The sequence below is a fragment of the Coralliovum pocilloporae genome, from assembly GCF_030845175.1.
Lineage (GTDB): Bacteria > Pseudomonadota > Alphaproteobacteria > Rhizobiales > Cohaesibacteraceae > Coralliovum > Coralliovum pocilloporae.
Window position 1 is genome coordinate 1,290,290 of the sequence record NZ_CP132542.1, and the last position, 20,357, is coordinate 1,310,646.

Sequence of the window (20,357 nt, forward strand, 5' to 3'; positions counted from 1 at the left end):
GTCCGTGCGGATATCGATTTATGCCGTGGGTCGGTTGAAGACCGGCCCCGAGAGGGATCTTTTGGAGCGCTATCTGGATCGCGCTCGAAAGACCGGCAAGCCTCTGGCTTTGACAGATTTTGACTGTCGTGAAATCCCTGAATCAAGAGCCCAGACTTCCGAGCAACGCAAGGCCGATGAAGCCAACCAGCTTATCGGAATGCTGCCCGATGGCGCACGTCTTGTCGTTCTTGATGAGACCGGCAAACAGGAAAATAGCCAGGCTTTCGCCACCCGCCTGTCAGACTGGCGAGATGATGGTTGCTCATCGGTTGTTTTTGCCATTGGCGGGGCCGATGGTCACGGCAGGGAACTTCGCAAGCGGGCTCACGCGACACTTGCCTTCGGGCAACTGACCTGGCCGCATCAGCTGGTGCGCATGCTGCTGGCTGAACAGCTCTACAGGGCAACAACCATCCTGTCTGGCCACCCCTATCATCGCCAATAGACACCCCGCTCACTGCTTGCTGTTCACCGCTTTGGTGCCCTGGCTGTCCTGAAACACGACATCAGTGGAAAGATTTTGATTGGACAGGGTTCGGGCCAGTTATGGTAAACGAACCCTTAACGGTCAGCACCTACACTGGGCCGGATTATTCTGGTCAACCCTGATTCGAGTACCATGCAGCAAGAGCGGACAGGCCAAACATCATGCCTCCCAGGAGCCCCGTGGCGAACAATCGCCGCTACGCTCAGCCTTGCTCTTGTCTTGTCTACGACATCCCCGCAACACGCCATCAGCGAGGCTGTTCTCGCAGGGTCTGAGTCAGAAACGATCGAAAGTCGCCTGAAGCAACGCCAGAATGACCTGAAAACACTCATCACCTCCATCAGCCTCACCAATGATGAGCAATCGAGACTCAAGCGTGAAATAGCTCGCATAGAAGAGAATCGGGCCTCCCTGAACAAGGAACTGATCAAGGCTGGCGAGCGGACCAAGGCCCTTGAGGGGCGACTGACCGAGACCGAAGAGCGGCTGGCAATCCTGTCCGGTGAAGAGGGCGCTATTCGACGGTCGCTGGCAGCCCGTCAGGATGTGCTGGCGGATATTCTCGCTGCCATTCAGCGCATGGGCCGTAATCCACCACCGGCCCTGGCCGTTCATCCCGATGACGCTCTGAGCGCCGTGCGATCGGCAATTGTTCTTGGCACGTTGATTCCTGGCCTTCAGGTGGAAGCCCAGGCCCTTGTCGCTGACCTGGATCGCCTGAAGCAGGTTCGCACCGGCCTTGAGCAGGAAACCGCCAGCCTGAAAGCCGACGCAACACAACTGGCCTCCGAACAGGAGCGGATCAGGCTTCTGATTGAAAAACGTGACCAGAGCCGGTCCCGCTTTGCCGCTGACCTGCAGAAAGAACAGGAAAGAGCAAGTGAGCTCGCCGCTGAAGCGGATACTCTGAAAGACCTGATCACAGCGCTTGAAAAAGAACTGAAGTCGGTAGCCGATGCCCGTAAGGCCGCAGAGATTGCCGCATTGAAACGTCAGGCCGACGAGATCAGGCAGAGTCTTGAAGAGAAGGCCGATGCCCTTGCAGATACGGCTCGTATCGCGCCGGCTATTTCTTTCCCCAATGCCAAGGGCCTGCTTCCTCTGCCCGTTCAGGGCGTACGCCTCAGAGCCTTTGGTGAACATGACGGCTTCGGAACCCGATCCCAGGGTCTGGCTCTCGCCACTCGCGCAGCCGCCCAGGTCACGGCCCCCGCCGACGGCTGGGTGCTCTATGCAGCCCCCTATCGAAGCTATGGACAGCTTCTTATCCTTAATCCTGGTGACGGGTACCATATCCTGATTTCGGGCATGCAGACTCTGAACGTCGAACCCGGGCAATTTGTGCTCGCCGGAGAGCCTGTCGGCACAATGGGAACACAAAGAATTGCTAGTGCTGCTGCCTTGGATTTGAAAGCAAACCGTCCTATTCTCTATGTTGAATTTCGAAAAGACGGAAAACCGATTGATCCTTCACCTTGGTGGATCCGTCAGATTGATAAAAAGGTAAGTGGATGATTCGCAAGGCCTCGCTTTTCCTCGCAGGAACCGTGCTCGGTGCTGTTGCTGTTATTGGCGCATCGCAGGTGCACCTGTCATTGTCCGGTCAGGCCCATGCCACCGATTCGGACATTTATCGTCAGCTCAATCTGTTCGGTGATGTTTTTGACCGCATCCGATCCGATTATGTCGAGAAACCGGAAGAGAAGAAGCTGATCGAATCTGCCATTAACGGCATGCTGACATCTCTGGACCCGCATTCCTCTTTCCTGAATGCGGACAGCTTCCAGGACATGCAGACCCAGACGCGCGGTGAATTTGGCGGCCTTGGTATTGAGGTCACCATGGAAAACGGCCTCGTCAAGGTGGTAGCACCCATTGATGACACGCCAGCTCACAAGGCCGGAGTTCTGGCCGGGGACCTGATTTCCCATCTCGATGGCGAGGAAGTCCGGGGCCTGACCCTTGAGCAGGCTGTCGATCGAATGCGCGGCCCTGTCAAGAAGCCGATCCTGCTGACCATTATCCGTCAGGATGCAGCAGAACCGCTTGAGATCGAAATTATCCGTGATGTTATCCGCATCCGCTCCGTCCGCTTCCGTGAAGAGGGCGATATCGGATATGTGCGCGTCACCCAGTTCAATGAGCAGTCCCAGACAGGTCTTGAAGACGCGATCAAGAAGCTCAGCGAAAAAATCCCGGCTGAAAAGCTCAAGGGCTTCATCATTGATCTTCGCAACAATCCGGGCGGTCTGCTCGATCAGGCCATTTCGATTTCCGACAGTTTCCTCGACAAGGGGGAGATTGTCTCGACCCGTGGCCGTGACGGCCAGTCGGCACAGAGATTCGCGGCCCGTGCCGGTGATCTGACCAAAGGCAAGCCGATCGTTGTTCTGATGAACGGCGGCTCGGCCTCAGCATCTGAGATCGTTGCTGGCGCCTTGCAGGATCACAAGCGGGCAACAATTGTCGGCACCCGTTCATTCGGCAAAGGCTCGGTGCAGACCATTTTCCCGCTTGGAGCAAATGGTGCCATGCGCCTGACCACAGCGCGGTATTACACACCGTCCGGTCGCTCCATTCAGGCCAAGGGTATTGATCCAGATGTGCAAATTCTCCAGGACATCCCCGACGACCTGAAGGGTCGCGTTCAGGCGCGCGGTGAAGCCGGTCTTCGCGGTCATCTTGAAAATGACAATCAGTCAGAAGGTGAGACCAAGAAGCAGCCGGAAGCAACCGAGCAGGAAGACAAGACCAAGAAGAAGGAAGAATCCGGATCGTCGGTCTATGTTCCTGCAGACCCGAAAGACGACAAGCAGCTCAACTACGCATTGGATCTTCTGCGCGGCATTGAAAAGCACGCAGCCTTTCCGCCGGATCCCAATGCCGGTATCCCGAACTGATTGACACTATCAGCCTGCCGGATCATGATTCGGCAGGCGTCCCCGTCTCTCAACCGGAGAATGGACGCGCTCTAGCGCGGGAATGAACAACAGATGACAGACGACTTGTCCGCCCCGATCCAAGGGAAAAGCCGAAACGCGCTGTTTGGCATACCAACACCATTTGTCGTTCTGAGTTTTCTGATTGTGTTTTCCGCCACCCTCGCCGGGTGGATCTTTCTGGTCGATGACCCGCTTGGGGGCGAGCCCCGCAAAGTGGTGGAACTGGCCGACACTGAAACTGCCCTGTCCAGCTCTGATATCGGCGTCATAGGCCTTCGCACAAATCTGGATGAAGAACCTGGCGGACGATCGAATAAAGACCAAACAGAGAAGACGACAACTGACGACGATCCAGGCCCTCCGCCTGTTGATGTGGTCACCGTGAGGGATCCCACCGACCCCACAATTGACGCAATCGCCATTACTCCGCGGGAGCAATTGCTTGAGAAGACTGCAGCCGGTTTCCTACCAAAGGTTGCCTCAGATGGCACAAGCCCGGCACAGGCCTATGCCCGACCAGTAGATGCGGCAACTCTTAATGCAAACCTGCCACGCGTCGCCATTGTTGTCGGCGGGATAGGCCTCAGCGCTGGCACATCCGATCAGGCTCTGGAAGCTCTGCCCGTCGATGTCACACTGGCCTTCGCACCATATGGTCAGCGTCTGGACAATCTGGTCCGGAAGGCGCGGCAGAAAGGCCACGAGCTTGTTCTGCAGGTGCCGATGGAGCCGTACGACTTCCCGAACAACGACCCCGGCCCCCATACGCTATTGACGTCACTGAAGCCAACCGAAAACCTTGATCGCCTTCACTGGGTGCTCGCTCAGATGACCACCTATGCAGGCGTGGTCAACTACATGGGCGCTCGCTATTCGTCAGACGATTCCGCCTTTGGAGCCACCCTCAAGGAACTCCAGAAACGCGGCCTGTATTACGTCGATGATGGCAGCTCGCCACGTAGTCAGGCCCTTAATCTGACGCAGGAAATCGACATGCCCAGCCTAAGAGCCGATCTCATCGTCGATGGCCTTCCGGACGGGCCATCCATTGAAGGACGGCTTCTGCAGCTCGAAGCTATTGCGCGGGAACGAGGTCTGGCCGTTGGCGTTGCCTCCGCATATCCGATTTCCATTGATGTTATCAATCGTTGGGCTCGGGAGGCAGAAGATCGCGGTATTGTTCTGGTACCGATCAGCGCCGCAATCCAGTCACGGGCAGATGCAGGCTGATCTCACGAGATACGAATTCAGGATTATCTGAGTTACTTTCAGGGACACATTCTTCATGACGTCACAGCCGAAACCGGGATATCGCCCGTGCGTGGGTATTCTCCTGTTCAACAAGAACGGCCAGGTCTGGATTGGCAAACGCCTGCAGAAGACCGGCAAGCCTGCTCTGGATTTTGCCTGGCAAATGCCGCAGGGCGGTATAGACCCCGGGGAGGAACCCTATAATGCCGCTGTCCGTGAGCTTTATGAAGAAACCAATATCCGCTCAATCAGCCTCCTGGCTGAAACCGACGACTGGAAAAGCTACGATATTCCCGAAGATGTGAGAAAGAAGAGCTGGAAAGGCCAGTTCAAGGGTCAGACCCAGAAGTGGTTTGCCTTTCGCTTTGACGGGGACGAAAACGAGATCAACATCGAAACTCCGGCAGAGGGCGCCCATAAGCCGGAATTCGAAGACTGGCGCTGGGAAGATCTCGCCAAGGTTCCAGCACTCATCGTCCCCTTCAAGCGGGCACTCTATCAGGAACTGGTCACGGAGTTCTCCAGGCTTTCAAAGCCGTGAGATATCCGCTCCAGCAGCACGCATAAAAAAACACCCGCCAAATCGGCGGGTGTTTTAATTTCCAAAATGATGCCTCTGATCAGGCAGCTGCCTGAAGGTCCTTCAAGCGCTCCAAACGCAAAGCTGCTTCAGAGCGCGCATCATCGGTCTGTGCATCAGCCAAATCTTCTTCAGCATTCTTGATGCGGGAGGCAATTGCCTCTGCATCGAGTTCATCAACCGAAATCGCCTCTTCAGCCAGAACCGTCAGACCATTGCTGCCGATTTCCGCGAAACCGCCACGCACAAAGATCTTCTTTTCCTCTCCGCTTTCTGTCTTGGCCAGGAGAACACCTGGAGACAGTGTGGAGACGAATGGCGCATGATCTTTCATGACACCGAAAAAGCCTTCGGAACCCGGAACAACGACTTCGCTCACCTCGGCCGAGAGCACCAGCCGTTCCGGAGACACCAGCTCAAACTTGAACACATTGGCCATAATCGTTCCCTGTCCGATTAGTTCTTACCCGCAGGAGCGCAGCCTTAGGCTGCATCCGCTGCAAGTTTTTGAGCTTTCTCAATGGCTTCATCGATACCACCGCACATATAAAATGCAGCTTCCGGAAGGTGGTCATACTCACCGGAACAGAGGGCTTTAAAGCTCTTGATCGTGTCTTCGAGAGCAACCAGTTTACCAGGCGCGCCGGTGAAGACCTCAGCAACGTGGAACGGCTGAGACAGGAAGCGTTCGATCTTACGAGCACGGGAAACGGCGAGCTTATCTTCTTCAGACAGTTCGTCCATACCCAGGATCGCGATGATATCCTGCAGGGCCTTGTAGCGCTGAAGAATAGCCTGAACCTGACGAGCCACGTCGTAATGCTCTTCACCGATGATACGCGGGTCAAGCATACGGGAGGTGGAGTCAAGCGGATCCACAGCCGGATAAATACCCTTTTCAGCAATCGAACGGTTCAGAACCGTCGTCGCATCCAAGTGGGCGAAGGATGTTGCAGGAGCAGGGTCGGTCAAGTCATCGGCCGGCACGTAAATGGCCTGAACCGATGTAATGGAACCCTTAGTCGTCGTGGTAATACGCTCCTGCAGGGCACCCATGTCAGTGGCCAGTGTCGGCTGATAACCCACAGCGGACGGAATACGTCCGAGCAGAGCAGACACCTCGGAACCAGCCTGGGTGAAGCGGAAGATGTTGTCCACGAAGAACAGAACGTCCTGGCCTTCATCACGGAAGTGCTCAGCAACCGTCAGACCGGTCAGAGCAACACGGGCACGGGCTCCGGGAGGTTCGTTCATCTGACCGTAAACCAAGGCACATTTTGAACCCTCGCCACCGCCTTCTTTGTTCACGCCGGATTCGATCATTTCCCAGTACAGGTCGTTACCCTCACGGGTACGCTCACCAACACCGGCGAAAACAGAATAACCACCGTGGGCTTTAGCAACGTTGTTGATCAGTTCCATGATCAGAACGGTCTTGCCAACACCGGCACCGCCGAACAGACCAATCTTACCACCCTTTGCGTAAGGAGCGAGAAGGTCAACAACCTTGATGCCTGTTACCAGAATTTCGGCTTCTGTTGACTGCTCAACATATTCCGGAGCTGGCTGGTGAATGGTGCGGGTCGCAGATGTCTTGACTTCACCGGCTTCGTCAACCGGCTCGCCAACCACGTTCATGATACGACCAAGCGTCTCGCTACCAACAGGCACAGCGATCGGCTCACCCGTGTCGACCACATCCTGGCCGCGAACCAGGCCTTCAGATGTGTCCATAGCGATTGTGCGAACGGTGTTCTCGCCAAGATGCTGAGCAACTTCCAGAACAAGGCGGTTGCCCTGGTTCTGAGTTTCAAGAGCATTGAGGATCGGAGGCAGTTCGCCGTCGAATTGAACGTCGACAACGGCGCCGATCACCTGCGAAATACGTCCGGTAGCCTTGTTTTTTGCCATCGGTCTTTCCTCGTAATTCGTTAGGCTCAGAGCGCTTCCGCGCCCGAAATAATTTCAATCAGTTCCTTGGTGATCTGCGCCTGACGCTGCCTGTTATAGCTAAGCGTCAATCCGTCGATCATCTCGCCCGCATTGCGTGTCGCATTATCCATAGCGGACATACGCGCACCCTGCTCGGACGCGGAGTTTTCAAGCAGCGCCCGGAAGATCTGGACACTGACATTGCGCGGAAGCAGATCTTCAAGGATCTCTTCTTCACCCGGCTCATATTCGTAAACAGCGGCATCATCCTGAGCGCTGTCATTGTCGAAACGGGCTGGAACAATCTGATGCGCTGTCGGGATCTGGCTGATCACTGACTGGAACTCGGAGTAGAACATCGTGCAGACATCATACTCACCAGCATCAAACATCTGAAGAACACGGCGACCGATTGCATCTGCATCTGCATAAGCCAGACGCTTGACCGCACGCAGGTCGATCGTGTCAAGAATGTCAGATGCGAATTCCCGTTTCATCGCATCAAAACCCTTCTTGCCAACGCAGAGGATCTTGACGGTCTTGCCCTGGCCTTTCAAAGACCGGGCTTTTTCACGGGCCAGCCGCGCGATGGACGAATTGAAGCCACCGCACAGACCGCGTTCTGCAGTGCAGACCAGAAGCAGATGCACCTGATCAGAACCGGTTCCGGCGATCAGACGTGGTGCACCTTCCTGGGCAGTGTTGGAAGCAATATTCGCAAGAACAGTGCTCATCCGCTCGGCATAGGGGCGCGCAGATTCAGCCGCTGCCTGGGCGCGACGCAGTTTTGCAGCCGCGACCATCTGCATGGCCTTTGTAATCTTCTGCGTCGCCTTGACCGAGGCGATACGATTTCGGAGGTCTTTAAGGCTCGGCATGACCGCCCCTATTCCTCACCTTGCTGTAACGTCCGCTGTTAAGCGAACGTCTTGGCAAAGGCGTCGATAGCTGATTTGAGCTTGTCACGAAGCTCGTCGGTAAGCTGCTTCTGATCGCGAATGCCATCAAGAACAGCTCCGTGCTCTGCACGAATGAAGGATAGAAGACCTTCTTCGAACGCACCAACCTGTTTCAGCTCCAGATTATCGAGATAACCGTTCACACCGGCAAAGATAACAGCAACCTGCTCTTCCGTCTTGAGCGGAGAGAACTGCGGCTGTTTCAGAAGCTCGGTCAGACGGGCACCGCGGTTCAGAAGCTTCTGCGTTGCCGCATCAAGGTCAGAACCGAACTGGGCGAACGCTGCCATCTCACGATACTGGGCAAGCTCACCCTTAATCGTACCGGCAACCTGCTTCATGGCCTTGATCTGAGCGGAAGAACCCACTCGAGACACGGACAGACCAACGTTCACGGCCGGACGGATACCCTGGTAGAACAGATCTGTCTCAAGGAAGATCTGACCATCGGTAATGGAAATCACGTTTGTCGGAATAAAGGCCGACACGTCGTTACCCTGGGTCTCAATAACCGGCAGAGCGGTCAGAGAACCGGCACCATGATCTTCATTGAGCTTCGCAGAGCGCTCAAGCAGACGGGAGTGCAGGTAGAAAACGTCACCCGGGAAAGCTTCACGCCCCGGAGGACGACGGAGCAGCAGGGACATCTGACGGTAGGAAACAGCCTGTTTGGACAGATCGTCATAACCGATCACGGCATGCATGCCATTGTCACGGAAGAACTCGCCAATCGCACAGCCGGTGAACGGTGCAAGGAACTGCATCGGAGCCGGATCGGAAGCGGTCGCCGCAATCACAACGGAATATTCAAGAGCGCCACGCTCTTCGAGAACCTTCACGAACTGGGCAACAGTCGAACGCTTCTGACCAACAGCCACATAGATGCAGTACAGCTTGTCTGCGTCCGGACCATTGTCATGGATCGGCTTCTGGTTCAGGAAGGTATCCAGAATGATGGCGGTCTTACCGGTCTGACGGTCACCAATGATCAGCTCACGCTGGCCACGACCAACCGGGATAAGAGCATCAACAGCCTTGAGACCGGTTGACATCGGCTCATGCACGGATTTACGCGGCAGAATGCCTGGCGCCTTCACGTCCACACGAGCGCGGGTATCGGACTCGATCGGGCCTTTGCCATCGATCGGGTTACCCAGAGCGTCAACAACGCGACCCAGAAGACCCTTGCCAACCGGCACGTCCACAATGGAACCTGTCCGCTTAACAGTGTCACCTTCTTTAATGGCGCGGTCATCACCGAACAGAACCACACCGACATTGTCGGTTTCGAGGTTCAGGGCCATGCCTTTAATGCCACCTGGGAATTCAACCAGTTCACCAGCCTGTACATTGTCCAGACCATAAACACGGGCGATACCGTCGCCGACGGAGAGCACCTGACCAACTTCAGAAACTTCAGCTTCAGCGCCGAAGCCTTTGATCTGCTCTTTGAGGATTGCGGAAATTTCCGCGGCCCGAATATCCATCAGCCGACCTCTTTCAGTGCAATCTTAAGGGAATTGAGCTTCGTCCTGACGGACGTGTCGATTTGGCGAGAACCGACGCGAACAACCAACCCGCCAATCAGGGACGGATCAACTGAAGCGTCGATGGAAACGTCTTTGCCAATTGCTTCTTTCAGAGCTTTCGCCAGAGCTTTTTCCTGCCCTGCCGTCAGTTTACTGGCTGAAACAACCTGCGCAGACTGCTCACCGCGCTGACGCGCAGCGATCATCTTGAAGGCGCGGATCATGCCGGGCAGCGCGAACAGACGGCGATTGCCAGCTGTCACACGCACAAAATTACCGACGATACCGCTAACACCTGCCTTGTCCAGCACGGCGCCGATAGCAGCCTGCTGATCCTGGGCAGAAAAGACCGGGCTCTCGATCAGTCTCCGCAGATCTTCACTCTCATCAATAAGAGCTCCGATAGCGGCGAGAGCCTTTTCGACATCCGCAACAGCACCCTGCTCATCCGCCAATTCGTAAAGTGCGGTGGCATATCGCTCTGCGACGCCGGATATGTTCGAATTCTTGTCCGTCACGTGGGCCCTAACTCTCTGGCATATGCCGTGTTCTGGTAAACTGCTGGGTTTGCCAGGCCTTGGCAAGTTTGCTTGGAAGTTCCGGGTCTTGAAGGTCCCACGAATGCAGGTCCCCCGAAAGCCGCGCTCCGTCTAACACACCAATTTGACGGGCGCAATACAGCGTAACAGACTCTTTTCCAACGTTTTTGCCAAACCATGCACCCAAACCGGCACCCCCTGGGCAGAGTTCCGGAAAATAATGGTCAGAAATCAAGGTGTTCCCTCCTTTCCGCCACAGTAAATTCACGTAACCCACCGGAATTCGGCTAAATTCAGTTTTCACCATCTGCTACGAAAAACTAATAGGCATATCGACGCGGAAAAGCCGGACGCTTTTTCAGAGAAAGCTCTGTGGATCAACATCCACCATCAGACGGACACCGCCACGCGGCTTGGGTCCACTCTCAAGCCATTGCCTGAGATAACCGGACAGGTCCAGTTTGCGTGGTGACTGCACGAGAACCCGAAAACGGTATTGCCCGCGCAGCACAGCCAGGGGTGCCTCTGCCGGACCCAGCAATCTCACATCTCCATGTCGGGGCGCTGACAGAACCAGCTGACGCGCAAAGGCCTGGGCGCGATCCTTGTGCTCTGCTGAAATGACCAGGGCCGCCAACCTGCCAAAGGGCGGCATGACGGCCTGCTGGCGCTCGGTTATCTCACGCTCATAGAAGGCTTCTCTGTCGCCCGCGAGAATGGCTGACAGGACGGGATGCTCGGGAATATAACTTTGCAGCAGACCACGACCCCCGCCTTTTACGCGACCGGCACGACCGGTAACCTGAGACAAAAGCTGAAATGTTCTTTCGGCAGCCCGCGGGTCTCCCTGCGCCAGCCCCAGGTCTGCATCCACCACGCCCACAAGGGTCAAGGCTGGAAAAGTATGGCCTTTGGCCACGAGCTGTGTCCCGATAATGATATCGGTTTCACCGCGTGCAATTGCCGCAAAGTCATCCCGCAGACGCTGAACACCTCCGGCCTGGTCGCTGGACAGAACCGTGATTCGCGCGTCCGGAAACTTCTGCTCCACCTCTTCGGCGATTCGCTCGACCCCCGGGCCACAGGCCACAAGCGTATCTTCTCCCTGGCAGGACGGACAGGCGGGTGGCTTGGGCTCGAAATGTCCGCAATGATGGCAAGCCAGCCGCCCGAGGAATCTGTGTTCCACCAGCCAGGCCGAACAGCTCGGGCACTGGAAGCGATGGCCGCATTGCCTGCAGAGAGTAAGTGGTGCGTAGCCTCTTCGATTGAGAAACAGGAGGCTTTGATCACCCCGCGCCATGGTCTCGATAATCGCCTGACAAAGAGATGGGGCCAGCCAGTCACCACGGTCCGGTCCATCCCGCCGCATATCGATAACGGACAGGTCCGGCAGCGCCCGACCTGAATAGCGCCCTTTCAACAGGACCCGGTCATACCGCTTTGTCTCAGCGTTCACATGAGTTTCAACCGATGGGGTCGCAGACGACAGAATAACGGGAAAGCCAGAGAGATGGCCGCGCACGACAGCCATATCCCGCGCGTTGTAAACAGCCCGGTCCTCCTGTTTGTAAGCCGTATCATGCTCCTCATCCACCACGATCAGCCCGAGCGCCTTATAGGGCAGGAAAAGAGCCGACCGGGCGCCGATAACGATACCGGCCTCACCATTGGCGACAGCACGCCAGATCCGACCCTTTTTCTTTGCCGATATATCGGAATGCCACTCCACCGGCTGCGCACCGAAGCGAGCGGCAAAACGCTCAACAAAGGTCGATGTAAGTGCGATCTCGGGCAGCAGAACAAGGGCCTGTCGCCCCTGTCGGATCGTCTCTGCAATCGCCTCGAAGTAAACCTCCGTCTTGCCTGCCCCTGTCACCCCATCCAGAAGCACGGGGCGTGATTGGCCTGAGCGAATGGCCTCGCAACACACATCAGCTGCAACCTGTTGCTCTTCGTTTAGCCTAGCGGGGGCAAAATCCGGATCCACGGGCCCTGCCACCGGTGGAGGCGGCAGGCTGATTCGTTCAAGTGTGCCGAGCGAAACCAGCCCCTCAATCACACTGGCGCTGACCCCTGAAGCGTCCACCAGCGCTGATTTCGACCAGGACAGCCCATCCGAAACCCGATCGAGCACACGTCGCCGCGCATCTGTCATCCGGTCAGGCTTATTGCCGGTAAAGCGGATGCCGGCAATCGGCTTGCCTTTGTCCAGCGTTTCAGGCTGGCGCAGAACCATACGCAGCACCATTCCACGCTGGGACAAGGTGTAATCGGCAATCCAGTCAACAAACCGGCGCAGGTCCGCATCTATTGGCGGGATATCATACCGGTCGAGCACCGGCTTCAGCCGAGCGGTCTCAACCGCTTCCGGCCCATCATCCCAGACAACACCCATCACCTCACGCGGGCCAAGCGGCACGCGTACGATATCTCCGGCTGCAAGCGGCAGGCCTTCGGGAACCCGATAGGAATAGGGTTTATCAACCCCCACAGGCAGCAGAACGGAAACAAGTCTGGTCACCACGTGCCCCCGGGACGACATTCATTAGACAGGATCATACGTACAATCATGATATGATTCGAAGACGCCAGACTATATCGGAGCTTTGACCGTCAGCGAAACAATCCACTGACAGGCTTTCATCAACCATTTTCCGGCAGGCTTACAGGGAATGGTAATCCGATTCAGAATCCGGACGGGATTATATGAACACCGCCCCGCTCATCAATTCAGCTCCCAGACTGCGCGCAGCAGTGGACAGGTGGCAGACCTGGCTTGGCTCAGAGCGACGGCTCGCCATGAAAACGCTGGAAGCCTATGAGCGGGACATGGACCAGTTCCTGTCTTTTCTGACCCTGCATCTCGGTCACCCACCGGCCATTAGCGATATAGGCACCCTGCGACCCTCCGATATCAGAAGTTTCATGGCCTGGCGACGCACAGACCGGATCGGCTCGCGCAGCCTGGCCCGTGGCCTGTCCGGCATTCGCTCCTTCATGCGCTTTATGGAACGGGAAGGTCTCGTCAACAGCGCGGCTTTTTCTGCGGTCAGAGCCCCCAAGCAGGGCCGCACATTGCCGAAACCTTTGACGGAAACAAACGCCACAGCCGTGGTCTCTCTGGATAACAGCCTCAGCGAAGAACCCTGGATCGCGGCGCGTGACACTGCCGTCCTGACGCTCCTCTATGGCGCAGGCCTTCGTATATCGGAAGCTCTGTCTCTCACCCGGTCGCAGGCCCCTACAGGCAAGACCGACATTCTGAGGATTATTGGAAAGGGCGGCAAGGAACGTCTTGTTCCCATTCTTCCGGTTATCCGCGAGGCTGTTGAGGATTATCTCCACCTTTGTCCCTACAGCCCCGGCCCCGACGATGCCCTGTTCCGGGGTGCCCGCGGCGGACCGCTGAACCCTCGCCTGATCCAGAAAGCGGTGGAACGCCTGCGATCAGCACTCGGTCTACCGGATACAGCCACCCCCCATGCCCTCAGGCATTCCTTTGCCTCACATCTGCTTGGCAAAGGCGGTGATCTCAGAACCATCCAGGAACTTCTGGGCCATGCGTCTCTATCCTCAACCCAGATCTATACGGAAGTGGATACAAGGAGCCTGTTGGCCCTCTACGACAAAGCTCATCCGAGAAGCGAGTGACAACAGTCAAGGATATGTTTGAGAACAAAGAGATAGAGCATTTGAGGTGACTCCGTTTTCACACAAAATGCCCTAGTATCAAACCTTAACACATTCCTAACGGGCCAGCGCTATGATGCGGCCTAATTTCGTCATCGGAGCTTGTCCGGGGAGAAACCAATGCGCTGGCTTCTGATATTCGGCTGGTCTGCCCTCATCACACTTTTTGCCGCCCTGTCCGGGCCATCGGCCATGGCCTGCTCCTTCACACCTGAAGCAGGAACCTGGGTCAATGCGTCGGCAAAAAAGAAAGAACTGGCCGCTGTCGAGATCAAGACACACTGCATTCAGGGCCAGAAGGTTATCTACATTCGCAGTTTTGTGAAATGCGCGCCCCGTAACTGCAAATGGGCTCGTACACCGGCTTTGCGGCTCGATAGCGGCGAGCTCTACGCCATCCACAAGATGTTCAGTGCTGACCGACATGTGAAAGTGGAGAAAGCGACCCAGGACCAACTGATTGTCCATCTCTGGTCCATCTATCGTGACAACCGGGGAGACGACGAGGGCTGGAAAATCTACCGACTAAAACGCGAGCAATAAAAAGGCCCCCGAAACGGGAGCCTTTCCAAAGTGGTTATTCACCATTCCCTTACATGTGGATGGCCCGCTTCTCAACTGCCATCGCCGCTTCCTTGACGGCTTCAGACATGGTCGGATGGGCGTGACAGGTCCGCGCCAGATCTTCTGATGAACCGCCGAATTCCATCAGGACCGCCGCTTCATGGATCATCTCGCCAGCTCCGGCTGCCACGATGTGAACACCCAGAACCCTATCGGTCTTGGCACAGGCCAGCACTTTCACAAACCCTTCCGTATGACGCTGGGCTCGTGCCCGGCCATTAGCGGTAAACGGGAACGTCCCGCTGGTATAGGCGGTGCCCGCCTCTTTCAGCTCATCTTCGGTTTTCCCGACACTGGCCACTTCCGGCATGGTGTAAACAACACCAGGAATGACGTCATAATTGACGTGTCCGACCTGCCCGGCGAGCATTTCAGCACAGGCGACGCCTTCATCCTCGGCCTTGTGCGCCAGCATGGGCCCGGCAATCACATCACCAATGGCATAGATGCCATCCACACTGGTCTTGAAATGGGCATCCGTCTTGACCCGACCGCGGTCGTCCAGTTCAACACCAACCTTGTCCAGACCAAGGCCATCCGTATAGGGACGGCGACCGATAGCGACAAGCACCACATCAGCCTCGAGCTCATCTGTCTTGCCGTTCTTCACTGACTCGATGGAAACCTTTGCGCCGCCACCACTTGTATCAATGCCTGTGACCTTGCTGGACAGCTTGAAGTCGATCTTCTGCTTTTTCAGCATCCGCTGGAAATTCTTGGCCACCTCGGAATCCATACCCGGCAGAATCCGGTCCAGGAACTCAACGACGGTCACCTGCGAACCAAGACGACGCCAGACGGAGCCAAGCTCCAGCCCGATTACACCGGCACCAACGACAACCAGTTTCTTTGGCGGTTCCTTCAGCTCAAGCGCGCCTGTTGAGGAAACAACGACCTTCTCATCAATCTCCATGCCCGGCAGGGTGGCAACATCCGAACCGGTAGCAATCAGGATATTCCTGGTCTCAACGGTCTGCGCCTCTCCCTCATCCGGCGTCACCTGCACCTTGCCCGGTGCCGTGATCGTGCCAAGACCATGGAAGGTATCAACCTTGTTCTTCTTCAGGAGAAATTCGACGCCCTTCACATTGGCATCAACCGTTTCGTCCTTGTGGCCCATCATGGCCTTCATATCGAGCTTCGGGCTGTCAATCTTGATGCCCATTGCTCCGAATTCATGCTCGGCTTCCTCAAAAAGCTCAGATGCATGCAAGAGAGCCTTGGACGGGATGCAGCCCACATTGAGGCAGGTGCCGCCATGGGTGGCGCGTTTCTCGACCACCGCCACTTTCATACCCAGTTGCGCCGCACGAATCGCAGCCACATAGCCACCCGGCCCGGTGCCGATGACAGTCAGATCATAGGTCGTCATAACAAATCCCTCGAAGTCGTCAGGGAAGAGGGCAAAGCCCCCAACAGAAAGGAAAAAGCGCAGAAATCCTCCGGAAATCTGCGCTTCTCAAACTTACAGGTCCAGTACGAGGCGCTGCGGGTCCTCAATGGCTTCCTTAATCCGCACCAGGAAGGTTACGGCTTCCTTGCCGTCAACAATCCGGTGGTCATAGGACAGAGCCAGATACATCATCGGGCGAACAACCACCTGGCCATTGCGAACCACCGGACGCTCTTCAATACGGTGCAGACCGAGAATACCGGACTGCGGCGCATTGAGAATCGGGGTGGACATCAACGAGCCATAGACGCCACCATTGGTAATGGTGAAGGTGCCGCCCTGCATTTCATCAATGCCCAGCTTGCCATCACGCGCGCGTCTGCCGAAATCGGTAATCGTCTTCTCAACATCGGCAATAGACATCTGGTCGGCATCACGGATGACAGGCACCACAAGGCCCTTGTCGGTACCGACGGCCATACCAACATGGCAGTAGTTTTTGTAGATGAGGTCCGTGCCATCAATCTCGGCATTCACAGCCGGGATATCCTTCAGCGCCGCGACTACCGCTTTGGTGAAGAAGCCCATAAAGCCGAGACGCACACCGTGCTTCTTCTCGAACAGCTCCTTGTACTGCTTGCGCAGTTCCATCACTGCACCCATGTCCACATCGTTGAATGTGGTCAGCATAGCCGCGGTATTCTGGGCATCTTTCAGACGACGGGCGATGGTCTGGCGGAGGCGGGTCATTTTCACCCGCTCTTCACGGCTTTCATCCGCAGGTGCGGAAGGAGCACGGGCGGCTACAGGAGCCTGTGCGGGAGCAGAAGTGGTCTTCTCCATCGCTGCAAGCACATCACCCTTGAGGATCTGGCCGCGCTTACCAGAGCCATCCACGCTTTCAGCTGCAACACCCTGTTCTGCCATCATCTTCTGAGCAGATGGAGCCGGAGCCATTTCAGGACCCTTGGCTTCCGGTACCGGTTCAGCGGCAGCAGGCGTTGCTTCTGGCGCAGGAGCGGCTTCCTGTTTGGCCGGTGCAGCAGGTGCTGCCGCCGCACCATCACCAGCGGCAAGGTGGCCAAGCAGGGCACCGACTTCAACAGTCGCCCCCTCTTCCGCCTCAATGGCCTGAAGCACGCCGGCTGAAGCTGCCGGAACTTCGATGGTTACCTTATCTGTTTCCAGTTCAACAAGCGGCTCATCAGCATTAACTGCATCGCCAGGCTGTTTAAACCATTGGCCAACAATCGCTTCTGTGACCGATTCGCCAAGGGTTGGAACACGGATTTCCGTTGTCATAGCGTTATCCTGTTTATCTCGTCTCTTGCCGGATCAGTCGCCAAGCGCTTCTTCAAGGAAGGCTCGCAGCTGTTCCAAATGTTTACTCATCAGACCCGTCGCCGTGGACGCGGAAGCCACCCGTCCGGCATAGCGGGGTCGGCTGTAGTCTGCACCAATCTGCTCAAGCACCCATTCGATATAGGGCTGGACAAAGAACCAGGATCCCTGGTTTTTCGGTTCCTCCTGACACCAGACAATCTCAGCCTGCTTGAACCGTGACAGCTCTGTAATCAGTGCTTTGGCCGGGAACGGGTAAATCTGCTCAAGCCGAAGAAGATAGATATCATCGACGCCCCGCTTCTCACGATCTTCAAGCAGATCGTAATAGACCTTACCGGTACACAGAACCACACGACGGATCTCATTGTCCGGTTTCAGCTTGATCGGAGAATCCTTCTCAACTTCCGCATCATCCCAGAGCAGGCGATGGAAGGTTGAATCCGGTCCCAGTTCATCCAGACGCGATGTGCAGCGCTTGTGACGGAGCAGGGATTTCGGCGTCATCAGAATCAGCGGCTTACGGAAATTCCGTTTCAGCTGGCGGCGCAGGATATGGAAGTAGTTGGCAGGCGTCGTACAGTTGGCAACCTGCATATTGTCTTCCGCACAAAGCTGCAGATAACGCTCAAGTCTTGCAGAAGAGTGCTCCGGCCCCTGCCCCTCATAGCCATGCGGCAGCAGCAGCACCAGACCTGACATCCTGAGCCATTTGCGCTCACCGGAAGAAATGAACTGGTCAATCACCACCTGTGCGCCATTGGCAAAGTCGCCGAACTGCGCTTCCCAAAGAGTCAGCGCATTCGGTTCCGCCAGGGAGAACCCGTATTCAAAGCCAAGAACCGCTTCCTCGGACAGCATGGAGTTGATCACTTCATACCGGGATTGAACATCCGACAGATTGTTGAGCGGAATATAACGGCTTTCGTCCTCCTGATCATAAAGGACCGTATGACGCTGGGAGAAGGTTCCACGCTCACAGTCCTGGCCTGACAGACGGATCGGATGCCCATCAAGGCACAGGGATGCAAAAGCCACGGATTCAGCCGTCGCCCAGTCAATTCCTTCGCCGGTCTCGAACATCTTCCGCCGGTTTGCCATGAAGCGCTGGATCGTCCGGTGCACATTGAAACCATCAGGAATATCCGTCAGTCTTGCACCAATCTGCTGCAACCGTTCCATCGGCAGACCGGTCTTGCCGCGGCGCGGGTCATCAAGACTTTCTGCCGTTCTCAGACCGGACCATTTGCCATCAAGCCAGTCAGCCTTGTTTGGACGATAGGCCTGACCGGTCTCGAATTCACCTTCAAGGTGCTCACGAAACTCGGCTTTGACCGCCTCAGCCTCTTCGCTGGTCAGCGTCCCGTCCTTGACAAGCCGCTCGGAATAAAGCTGCAGCGTTGTCGGATGGCGGCGGATCTTCTTGTACATCAACGGCTGGGTAAACGCAGGTTCATCCCCTTCGTTGTGACCAAACCGTCTGTAACAGAACAGATCAATCACCACCGGCTTATGGAATTTCTGCCGGAATTCGATGGCAATCTTGGCCGCAAACACAACCGCTTCCGGATCATCACCGTTCACGTGGAAGATCGGCGCCTCGATCATTTTCGCCATATCCGATGGATAAGGCGAGGAGCGCGAGAACCGCGGATTGGTGGTGAAACCGATCTGGTTGTTGACGATAAAGTGGATCGAACCGCCGGTCTTGTGCCCTTTCAGCGCGGAAAGGCCAAAGCATTCCGGCACGACACCCTGTCCTGCAAAGGCAGCATCACCATGGATGAGCAACGGCAGAACCTGGGTCCGCTCCACATCAGACAACTGATCCTGCTTCGCGCGCGCCTTGCCCAGAACGACCGGATCAACGATCTCGAGATGAGACGGGTTGGCCGTCAGAGACAGGTGCACCTTGTTGCCATCGAATTCACGATCAGATGACGCGCCAAGGTGATATTTCACATCACCAGACCCTTCCACCTCATCCGGATGGTAGGAGCCGCCTTTGAACTCGTGGAAAATCGCTCGATGCGGTTTTGCCATCACCTGGGACAGCACATTGAGACGGCCACGATGAGCCATGCCGAAAACGATTTCCTTCAGGCCGAGTTGACCGCCCCGCTTGATCACCTGCTCAAGAGCCGGAATCAGAGCTTCACCACCATCAAGGCCAAAACGCTTCGTGCCGGTATATTTGACATCAAGAAACTTCTCGAAGCCCTCCGCCTCGACCAGCTTGCGCAGAATAGCTTTCTTACCATTATCAGTGAAGGAGATGAATTTGTCCGCTCCTTCAATGCGCTCCTGGATCCAGGCTTTTTCCGCCGGGTCGGAAATATGCATGAATTCAACACCAAGTGTTGAACAATAGGTCCGCCGCAGGATCGACACCATTTCAGGGATTGTCGCAAACTCAAGACCAAGCACATGGTCAATGAAGATCTTGCGATCATAATCCGCTTCGGTGAAACCATAAGTGGACGGATGCAGTTCCACATGGTCTTTCGGTTCTGCAAGCTGCAGCGGATCCAGTGTCGCATGAAGATGGCCGCGCATGCGATAAGCCCGGATCATCATGAGCGCGCGAACAGAATCGCGGGTTGCCTGCTGAACCCCTGAATCGGACAGCTCAACACCCTTGGCCTGAGCCTTGCCCTTGATCTTGTCCCCAAGCGCCTTTTCGGTTGGCGCCCAGTCACCATCAAAGGCGGACACCAGTTCACCATTGGCATGAATGGGCCAGTCCGCACGCTTCCAGGGCGCGCCCTGGGCACCTTTGATCACATCTTCCCGCTCATCCTTCAGCTCACCAAAGAAGGCGTGCCATTCTTCATCAACAGATGCGGGGTTGTCCTGATAGCGGGCGTAGAGTTCTTCAATATAAGCGGCGTTGCCGCCATAGAGAAACGAGGTTTGGGCGAATACGTCGTTCTCGTCCTGACGTGGCATAATCCCTCCGTGGAGGATGTCCTCCAGAAAATGAACCGTCTTTGCAACGGTGACAGACCACGCTCACCCGTCGGCACGCGTGGCCGAATCATCAAG

The 20,357-nt window shown here is 56.1% G+C and carries 16 protein-coding genes; 7 read left to right on the plus strand and 9 right to left on the minus strand.

What is annotated here, in order from left to right; all coding sequences use genetic code 11:
* The first annotated feature begins 4 nt into the window (after window positions 1–4).
* The 5 genes from rlmH (at window position 5) to RA157_RS06025 (ending at window position 5,263) form a co-directional block, all read left to right on the plus strand.
* On the plus strand, window positions 5–487 hold the full coding sequence (rlmH, locus tag RA157_RS06005) for a 23S rRNA (pseudouridine(1915)-N(3))-methyltransferase RlmH (protein WP_350335562.1): 483 nt from the start codon (window positions 5–7) through the stop codon (window positions 485–487).
* A 261-nt stretch (window positions 488–748) separates the two neighbouring features.
* On the plus strand, window positions 749–2,044 hold the full coding sequence (locus tag RA157_RS06010) for a murein hydrolase activator EnvC family protein (protein ID WP_350335563.1): 1,296 nt from the start codon (window positions 749–751) through the stop codon (window positions 2,042–2,044).
* Window positions 2,041–3,429 carry a S41 family peptidase gene (locus tag RA157_RS06015; protein ID WP_350335564.1) on the plus strand — a complete coding sequence of 463 codons (1,389 nt, stop codon included), beginning with the start codon at window positions 2,041–2,043 and terminating at the stop codon, window positions 3,427–3,429. The genes RA157_RS06010 and RA157_RS06015 overlap by 4 nt, the downstream gene beginning before the upstream one ends.
* Window positions 3,430–3,522: 93 nt before the next feature.
* A complete protein-coding gene (locus tag RA157_RS06020) occupies window positions 3,523–4,701 on the plus strand; it encodes a divergent polysaccharide deacetylase family protein (RefSeq protein ID WP_350335565.1) in 1,179 nt (392 codons plus the stop codon).
* Between the two features lie 55 nt (window positions 4,702–4,756).
* Window positions 4,757–5,263, plus strand: a complete 507-nt coding sequence (locus RA157_RS06025; protein ID WP_350335566.1) for an RNA pyrophosphohydrolase — start codon at window positions 4,757–4,759, stop codon at window positions 5,261–5,263.
* 79 nt (window positions 5,264–5,342) lie between these two features.
* Here RA157_RS06025 and RA157_RS06030 read toward each other — a convergent pair whose 3' ends face one another.
* The 6 genes from RA157_RS06030 to RA157_RS06055 form a co-directional block, all read right to left on the minus strand.
* Entirely contained in the window at window positions 5,343–5,741 is a 399-nt protein-coding gene (locus RA157_RS06030; protein ID WP_350335567.1) for a F0F1 ATP synthase subunit epsilon, read from the minus strand.
* Between the two features lie 44 nt (window positions 5,742–5,785).
* A complete protein-coding gene (gene atpD / locus RA157_RS06035) occupies window positions 5,786–7,213 on the minus strand; it encodes a F0F1 ATP synthase subunit beta (RefSeq protein WP_350335568.1) in 1,428 nt (475 codons plus the stop codon).
* A gap of 26 nt (window positions 7,214–7,239) precedes the next feature.
* The gene (locus tag RA157_RS06040) at window positions 7,240–8,112 is read right to left on the minus strand and encodes a F0F1 ATP synthase subunit gamma (protein ID WP_350335569.1); all 873 of its coding nucleotides are present in this window, start codon (window positions 8,110–8,112) and stop codon (window positions 7,240–7,242) included.
* A gap of 38 nt (window positions 8,113–8,150) precedes the next feature.
* On the minus strand, window positions 8,151–9,680 hold the full coding sequence (gene atpA, locus RA157_RS06045) for a F0F1 ATP synthase subunit alpha (protein ID WP_350335570.1): 1,530 nt from the start codon (window positions 9,678–9,680) through the stop codon (window positions 8,151–8,153).
* Complete coding sequence (locus RA157_RS06050) at window positions 9,680–10,240, minus strand: F0F1 ATP synthase subunit delta (protein ID WP_350335571.1); 561 nt, start codon at window positions 10,238–10,240, stop codon at window positions 9,680–9,682. The genes atpA and RA157_RS06050 overlap by 1 nt, the downstream gene beginning before the upstream one ends.
* A 379-nt stretch (window positions 10,241–10,619) precedes the next feature.
* Window positions 10,620–12,806 (minus strand): primosomal protein N', encoded by a 2,187-nt coding sequence (locus RA157_RS06055; RefSeq protein ID WP_350335572.1) that lies wholly within the window; start codon window positions 12,804–12,806, stop codon window positions 10,620–10,622.
* A 164-nt stretch (window positions 12,807–12,970) separates the two neighbouring features.
* On the opposite strand from RA157_RS06055, the gene RA157_RS06060 reads away from it, so the two are divergent.
* A complete protein-coding gene (locus tag RA157_RS06060; protein ID WP_350335573.1) occupies window positions 12,971–13,915 on the plus strand; it encodes a tyrosine recombinase XerC in 945 nt (314 codons plus the stop codon).
* Window positions 13,916–14,074: 159 nt separating this feature from the next.
* On the plus strand, window positions 14,075–14,497 hold the full coding sequence (locus tag RA157_RS06065; protein ID WP_350335574.1) for a hypothetical protein: 423 nt from the start codon (window positions 14,075–14,077) through the stop codon (window positions 14,495–14,497).
* A gap of 49 nt (window positions 14,498–14,546) precedes the next feature.
* Here RA157_RS06065 and lpdA read toward each other — a convergent pair whose 3' ends face one another.
* From lpdA to RA157_RS06080, 3 genes are all read right to left on the minus strand, one after another.
* Window positions 14,547–15,950 (minus strand): dihydrolipoyl dehydrogenase, encoded by a 1,404-nt coding sequence (lpdA, locus tag RA157_RS06070; RefSeq protein WP_350335575.1) that lies wholly within the window; start codon window positions 15,948–15,950, stop codon window positions 14,547–14,549.
* Between the two features lie 93 nt (window positions 15,951–16,043).
* Window positions 16,044–17,273 (minus strand): 2-oxoglutarate dehydrogenase complex dihydrolipoyllysine-residue succinyltransferase, encoded by a 1,230-nt coding sequence (odhB, locus tag RA157_RS06075; RefSeq protein ID WP_350335576.1) that lies wholly within the window; start codon window positions 17,271–17,273, stop codon window positions 16,044–16,046.
* A 33-nt stretch (window positions 17,274–17,306) separates the two neighbouring features.
* Window positions 17,307–20,261, minus strand: coding sequence for a 2-oxoglutarate dehydrogenase E1 component (locus RA157_RS06080; RefSeq protein ID WP_350335577.1), 2,955 nt, complete (start codon window positions 20,259–20,261; stop codon window positions 17,307–17,309).
* Window positions 20,262–20,357: the final 96 nt, after the last annotated feature.